Origin of the sequence: Ideonella sp. B508-1, assembly GCF_000333615.1 — a bacterium.
In the GTDB taxonomy this organism is placed as follows: domain Bacteria; phylum Pseudomonadota; class Gammaproteobacteria; order Burkholderiales; family Burkholderiaceae_C; genus Ideonella.
In genome coordinates, this window is the sequence record NZ_BADL01000430.1 from 1 (window position 1) to 6,317 (window position 6,317).

Annotated in this window: 5 protein-coding genes; 3 read left to right on the forward strand and 2 right to left on the reverse strand. The window is 73.0% G+C overall.

The features are described from left to right. Nucleotides 1-942: HAMP domain-containing sensor histidine kinase (locus tag I73_RS28710; protein WP_022981787.1), on the forward strand; the 942-nt coding region annotated here is incomplete at its 5' end. 3 nt (nucleotides 943-945) lie between these two features. Here I73_RS28710 and I73_RS17440 read toward each other — a convergent pair. After that, entirely contained in the window at nucleotides 946-1,896 is a 951-nt protein-coding gene (locus I73_RS17440) for a LysR family transcriptional regulator (RefSeq protein WP_022981788.1), read from the reverse strand. Between the two features lie 124 nt (nucleotides 1,897-2,020). On the opposite strand from I73_RS17440, the gene I73_RS17445 reads away from it, so the two are divergent. Together I73_RS17445 and I73_RS17450 are read left to right on the forward strand one after the other, a co-directional pair. Next, nucleotides 2,021-3,241, forward strand: coding sequence for an MFS transporter (locus I73_RS17445; protein WP_022981789.1), 1,221 nt, complete (start codon nucleotides 2,021-2,023; stop codon nucleotides 3,239-3,241). Between the two features lie 72 nt (nucleotides 3,242-3,313). Then, the gene (locus tag I73_RS17450) at nucleotides 3,314-5,494 is read left to right on the forward strand and encodes a prolyl oligopeptidase family serine peptidase (protein WP_022981790.1); all 2,181 of its coding nucleotides are present in this window, start codon (nucleotides 3,314-3,316) and stop codon (nucleotides 5,492-5,494) included. A 31-nt stretch (nucleotides 5,495-5,525) separates the two neighbouring features. On the opposite strand, the gene I73_RS28715 is transcribed toward I73_RS17450, so the two are convergent. Then, the coding region (locus I73_RS28715; protein ID WP_148289834.1) for a sensor domain-containing diguanylate cyclase at nucleotides 5,526-6,317 on the reverse strand (792 nt) is incomplete at its 5' end.

Consider the following 6,317-nt stretch of genomic DNA (forward strand, 5'->3'; position numbering starts at 1 on the left):
CGCCTGTGGTGGCCCACGCTGTCCTTTCTGCTGGTGACGCTGGTGGCCGCCGCGGCCTTCGTCAGCTTCGGCCTGCGGCGCGAGCTGCGGCCGCTGGTGCGCCTGGCCCGCCAGCTGGAGACCCGCGACGCGCTGCGCGCCGACATCGCGGTGGATGCGCGCCGCCTGCACCGCGAGCTGCGGCCGGTGGCCGACACCATCAACGCCTTCGCGCGGCAGATCCGCCGCCACATCGAGGCCCAGCGCCGCTTCATCGCCGACGCCGCCCACCAGCTGCGCACGCCGCTGGCCATGCAGGCCTCGCAGATCGCCTATGCCCGCCACCGCCGCGCCCACCGCGCCCCGGGCGAGCTGCTGCGCGAGGACATGGACGCGATGTGGCGCGAGATGCAGGCCAGCAACCGGCGCCTGGTGGCGGTGACCAACAAGCTGCTGCTGCTGGCCCAGGCCGAGCACCAGGACGCCGCCACCCAGCGCGAGACGGTGGACCTGGGCGCGGCCGCGCTGCGGGTGGTGGAGGAGCTGGCCACGCTGGCCGAGCGCCGGCAGATCGACCTGGGTTTCGAGGCCCCATCGCAAGCGGTGCCGGTGCAGGCCCAGCCGGCCCTGCTGGATGCGCTGCTGTCCAACCTGGTGGACAACGCGCTGCGCTACAGCCCGGAGGGCGGCCACGTCACCATCGCGGTGGGCCGCGAGGGCGCGCAGGGTCTGTTCACGGTGGACGACGACGGCCCGGGCATCCCGCCCGAGGCGCGCGAGCGGGTGTTCGAGCGCTTCTACCGCCTGGCCGGCGACACCGAGGGCACCGGCCTGGGCCTGGCGATCGTGCGCGAGATCGCCACCGCCTGGGGCGCCGAGGTGCTGCTGGACCGCCCGCCGGGCGCGGACGGCGGGCTGCGCGCGCAGGTGCGGTTTGCGCCTTGCGTCCCCGACAGCGCCTGAACTTCAGACCGACAGTGGCGGCCGGCTGGGCGGGCGCACGCCGGGCACCTGGGGCAGGTAGTCGCGCATCAGCGCGATGAAGGCCCGCAACCGCGCGGGCGGGAAGCGCCCGGGCGGATGCACCAGCGAGATGGGCAGGGCCGGCGCCATCCAGTCCGGCGCCAGCTGCACCAGGCGGCCGGCGGCCAGGTCCTCGGCCACCGCCCAGGTGGAGGCGATGCCCGCCCCCAGCCCGCCACGCACTGCGTTGCACAGGGCGTAGAGGTGGTCGGTGGACAGGCGCGGGCGGATGGCGAAGCGCACCGCCTGGCCACGGCCGGCGGGCGTCAGTTCCACCTCGTCGCGGTAGAAGGTGTTCAGGGCCAGCCAGGGCAGGCGGGCCAGCTCGGCGGGCGTCTGCGGCAGCGGGCCCTCGCCCCACAGCCCCGGCGCGGCCACCACGATGCGCGGCAGCTCGGCCAGGCGGATGGCCACCAGGCCCGGGTCCTCCACCTGGCCGATGCGCACCGCGCAGTCGATGCCCTCAGCAATGAAGTCCGGCAGGCGGTCGTGCAGCAGCCACTCCACCGTGACGGCCGGGTGCTGCTGCAAAAAGGCCACCAGCGGCGGCACCAGCTGCTGCTGGCCGAAGACCGAGGGCACCAGCACCCGCAGGTGGCCACGTGGCGCGTCCTGCACGCCGCGCAGGTCGGCTTCGATGGCGTCCCAGCGCTCCAGCAGGCCCTTGGCGTGCTCGAAGCAGCGCTCGCCATCGCCGGTGAGCTTCATCGCGTGGGTGGAGCGCTGCAGCAGGCGCAGGCCCAGCTGGCGCTCGAGCTGCTGCAGCCGCCGGCTGACCGTGGGCTGGGTGGTGCCCAGCTGCTGGGCCGCGGCCGAGAGGCTGCCGGCCTCGACGATGCGCACAAAGGTCTGCAGCAGGTCCAGGCGGTCGGCACCGGCGGGAGCTTGTTTCATGCGCCTAGCGTATAGCAAATCTGCAATTCAGCCCACTACCGCGTTTTTCATGCATGGAGAGAATTCAACCCATCGCACCGCCCCGTGCGGCGCCCGTCCCCCTCCACTCAGCCTGGAACACCCCATGTCCACCACCACCACCACCCTGAGCTCGGCGCCCCCCCGCCCCGCGCACCCGACCCTGCCCTCCTCCCTGGTGCTGCTGATGGCCACCGGCACCGGCCTGGCCGTCGCCTCCATCTACTACAGCCAGCCGCTGCTGGGCCGCCTGGGCGAGAGCCTGCACGCCAGCACCGGCACCATGGGCCTGGTGCCCACGCTGACCCAGCTGGGCTACGCGCTGGGCATCCTGCTGCTGGCCCCGCTGGGCGACCGGCACGACCGCCGCAACCTGATCACCCTGAAGGCCGCCGGCCTGGCCCTGGCCCTGCTGGCCTGTGGCCTGGCCCCGGGCGTGGGCATGCTGCTGGCCGCCAGCCTGGTGGTGGGCGTGATGGCCACCATGGCGCAGGACATCGTGCCGGCCGCCGCCAGCCTGGCGCACGAAGCGCACCGCGGCCGCGTCGTCGGCACGGTGATGACCGGCCTGCTGCTGGGCATCCTGCTGTCGCGGGTGGCCAGCGGCCTGGTGGCCCAGCAGTTCGGCTGGCGCGCCGTCTACGGCCTGGCGGCGGTGGGTGTGGCCGCCATCGGCGTGGCCAGCTGGCGCGGCCTGCCGCACCTGGCGCCCACCACCACGCTGGGCTATGGCGCGCTGATGCGCTCGCTGACCCAGCTGTGGCAGCGCCACCCGGCCCTGCGCCGCGCGGCCTGGGCCCAGGGCCTGCTGTCGGTGGGCTTCAGCGCCTTCTGGTCCACGCTGGCGGTCATGCTGTTCCAGCGCTACCAGATGGGCAGCGCCACGGCCGGTGCCTTTGGCCTGGCCGGTGCGGCCGGCGCCCTGGCCGCGCCGCTGGCCGGCCGCCTGGCCGACCGCCGCAGCCCCGGCTGGGTGACCCGCCTGGGCACCGGCCTGACCGCCCTGTCCTTTGCCGCCATGGCGCTGGAGCTGTGGCTGCCGGCCCCGGCCTGGTTGCCCCTGCTGGTGCTGGCCACCATCGGCTTCGACTTCGGCGTGCAGGCCACGCTGGTGGCCCACCAGACGCTGATCTACAGCCTGGAGCCGGCCGCCCGCAGCCGCCTGAACGCGGTGCTGCTGACCGCCATGTTCATCGGCATGGCCGCCGGCTCGGCCCTGGGCAGCCAGGCCCTGGCGCACGGCGGCTGGCTGGCGGTGGTGGGCCTGGCGACCGCGGCGGCCACCGCCGCCTGGGTGGTGCGCATGGCCACCCCGCTCCGGCACTGAAGCGCGGCTGGGCAAGCGGCCGGTCGTAAGATCGGCCGCTTCCCTGTTGCCACTCCGCTTGCGGACCTCTCCATGCCTCTGAAGACCTTTGCGCTGCGCCCGCTGATCGCGGCTGGCGCCGTGGCCTGCGGCCTGATCGCCCCCACCTGGGCCCAGACCCCGCCGCCCGCCCCCAGCCAGCCCGTGACCGAGACCTTCCACGGCGTGACCCTGGTGGATCCCTACCGCAACCTCGAGACCCGCTCACCCGAGACCCTGGCGTGGATGCGGGCCCAGGCGGCCTACGCCGCCAAGACGCTGGAGGCCATCCCGGTGCGCCAGCCGCTGCTGCAGCGCATCCAGCAGCTGGCCCAGTCCACCGGCGACGCCGTGGGCCCGGTGCTGCGCATGCCCGGTGAGCGCTACTACTACCTGCAGCGCAAGGCGGGCGAGAACCAGTTCAAGCTGGTGATGCGCAGCGGCCTGGGTGGCGGCGAACAGGTGCTGGTGGACCCGCAGGCCCTGGCCCGTGCGGCCGGCGGCACGCCCCACGCCATCAACTACTTCATGCCGTCCTGGGACGGTCACTACGTGGCCTACGGCATCTCGGTGGGCGGCTCGGAAAACGCCACGCTCTACGTGCTGGACACCACCACCGGCCGCACCGTGGGCGAGCCCATCCCCCGCGTGGTGGAAGAAGGCGTGAGCTGGATGCCGGACAACCAGCGCTTTGCCTACAACCAGCTGCGCGAGCTGCCGCCGGGCACGCCGGACACCGAGACCTATCTGGACAGCACGGTCTTCCTGCAGACGGTGGGCCAGAAGGCGGCCCAGGCGCGGCCGCTGTTCGGCCCGACCGTCAACCGCGACCTGAAGCTGGACCGGCTGGACGTGGCGCAGGTGATCTTCAGCCCGGACAGCGGCTACATGGTGGCCCGCACCACCGACACCACCTCGCCCGAGGGCAAGTTGTTCGCCGCGCCGCTGGCCACGCTGTCGGACCCGTCCATCGCCTGGCAGCGCATCGCCGGGCCCGAGGACAAGATCACCGACGTGGCCCTGCGCGGCAACGAGCTGGTGGTGCGCAGCTACCAGGGCGCGCCGCGCGGCAAGCTGCTGGCCATCCCGCTGGACAACCAGGCCCTGGCCCAGACGCGCACCCTGGTGCCCGAGCCCGCCACCGGCGTGCTGGAAGGCTTCGAGCTGGAGAAGGACGCGGTGCTGACCGAGGAGCGCAACAGCTTCACGCTGCGCGCCGTGCGCTACGACGCCCAGGGGCGGCACGACATCGCCCCCTCGGTGCCGGGCAGCACCCTGATCACCGGCAACCCGGCCCACCTGGGCGGTGACACGCTGGTGGACACCGCCTCCTGGACGGCGCCGCCGCGGCTGCTGCAGGTGGATGCCCATGGCGGCACCCGGGACACCGGCCTGCACCATCAGCAGGCGCCGGCCGGCGTGCCGGAGATCGTGGCCGAGGAGGTCATGGTGCCCAGCCACGACGGGGTGAAGGTGCCGCTGGCCATCCTGCACCGCAAGGACCTGAAGAAGGACGGTCAGGCGCCGACGCTGCTGATCGGCTACGGCGCCTACGGCATCAGCGAGGACGCCCACTTCTCGCCGCGCGACTTCGCCTGGTTCGAGCGCGGCGGCGTGATCGCCATTGCGAATGTGCGCGGGGGCGGCGCCTTCGGCGACCCCTGGCACCGGGCCGGCTTCAAGGCCACCAAGCCCAACACCTGGAAGGACGGCATCGCCGCGGCGAAGTACCTGATCGCCCAGGGCTACACCAATCCCAAGCGCCTGGGCATCTGGGGCACCAGCGCGGGCGGCATCTTCGTGGGCCGCGCGGTGACCGAGGCGCCGGAGCTGTTCGCCGCCGCCATCTTCGATGTGGGCAGCCTGGACACGGTGCGCTCGGAGAACTCCGCCAATGGCGTGACCAACATCTCCGAGTTCGGCACGGTGCAGGACCCGGACGACTTCAAGGCCCTGCTGGCGATGAGCACCTACCAGCACATCGAGAAGGGCGTGGCCTACCCGGCGGTGCTGCTGATCCACGGCATGAACGACCCGCGGGTGGACACCTGGGAGAGCGCCAAGACGGCCGCCAAGCTGCAGGCCAGCACGGGCAGCGGCAAGCCGGTGCTGCTGCGCCTGGACGAGCAGGCCGGCCACGGCATCGGCAGCACGGCCCAGCAGGCCTACACCAAGCAGGCCGACCTGATGGCCTTCCTGCTCTGGCAGTTCGGGATGGCCGGCGCACAGCCCTGAAGGCCCTGGGGCCCGACGGGGCCCTGCCGACTCAGGGCCGGACGCCCTTGGCCGTGTACATGGCCTGGTCGGCCGCGCTCAGCAGCTGGCCCTCTTCCTCGCCATCGGCCGGGAAGTCGGCCAGGCCCACGCTGGGCTGGATGGCCAGCACCCGGCCATCGACCTCGAAGGGGGCCGCAAAGGCCTGGCGGATCTTCTCGGCCGCCGCCCGGTTGCCGGCCAGTCCCTTGGGGGATTCCAGCAGCACGACGAACTCATCGCCGCCCACCCGGGCCACCGTGTCGCTGGCCCGCAGCTGGGCCTTGAGCCGCTCGGCAAAGGCCTGCAGCAGGTGGTCGCCCACCAGGTGGCCGTGGGTGTCGTTGACTTCCTTGAAGCGGTCCAGGTCCAGGTAGAGCACCGAGAGAAAGCTCTCGCCACGCCGCGCCCGGGCCATGGCCAGTCCCAGGCGGTCACGCAGCAGGGCCCGGTTGGGCAGGCCGGTGAGCGTGTCGTGGTAGGACAGGTGGCGCAGCCGGCCGTAGAGCTGCAGGCGCTCGATGGCCGTGGCCAGCTGGGTGCAGATGTACTGCAGCAGCGCCAGATCCTGTTCGCTGCAGCCGGTCTCGTCCCCGTAGCTCTTGAGCACCAGGGCGCCGATGACCCCCTTGGGCGTGGACAGCGGCACGCCGACACGGCACTGCAGCTCGGGATCGCCCCAGGCGTCGGCCTCGGGGTCCACACCGCGGCGCACCACGCAGACCTGGCCGCGCTGGATCACCTCCCGGCAGAAGGCGCTCAGGTTAGCCTGACGCTCCGGACTGACGGGGCCCCGCCGTCGACC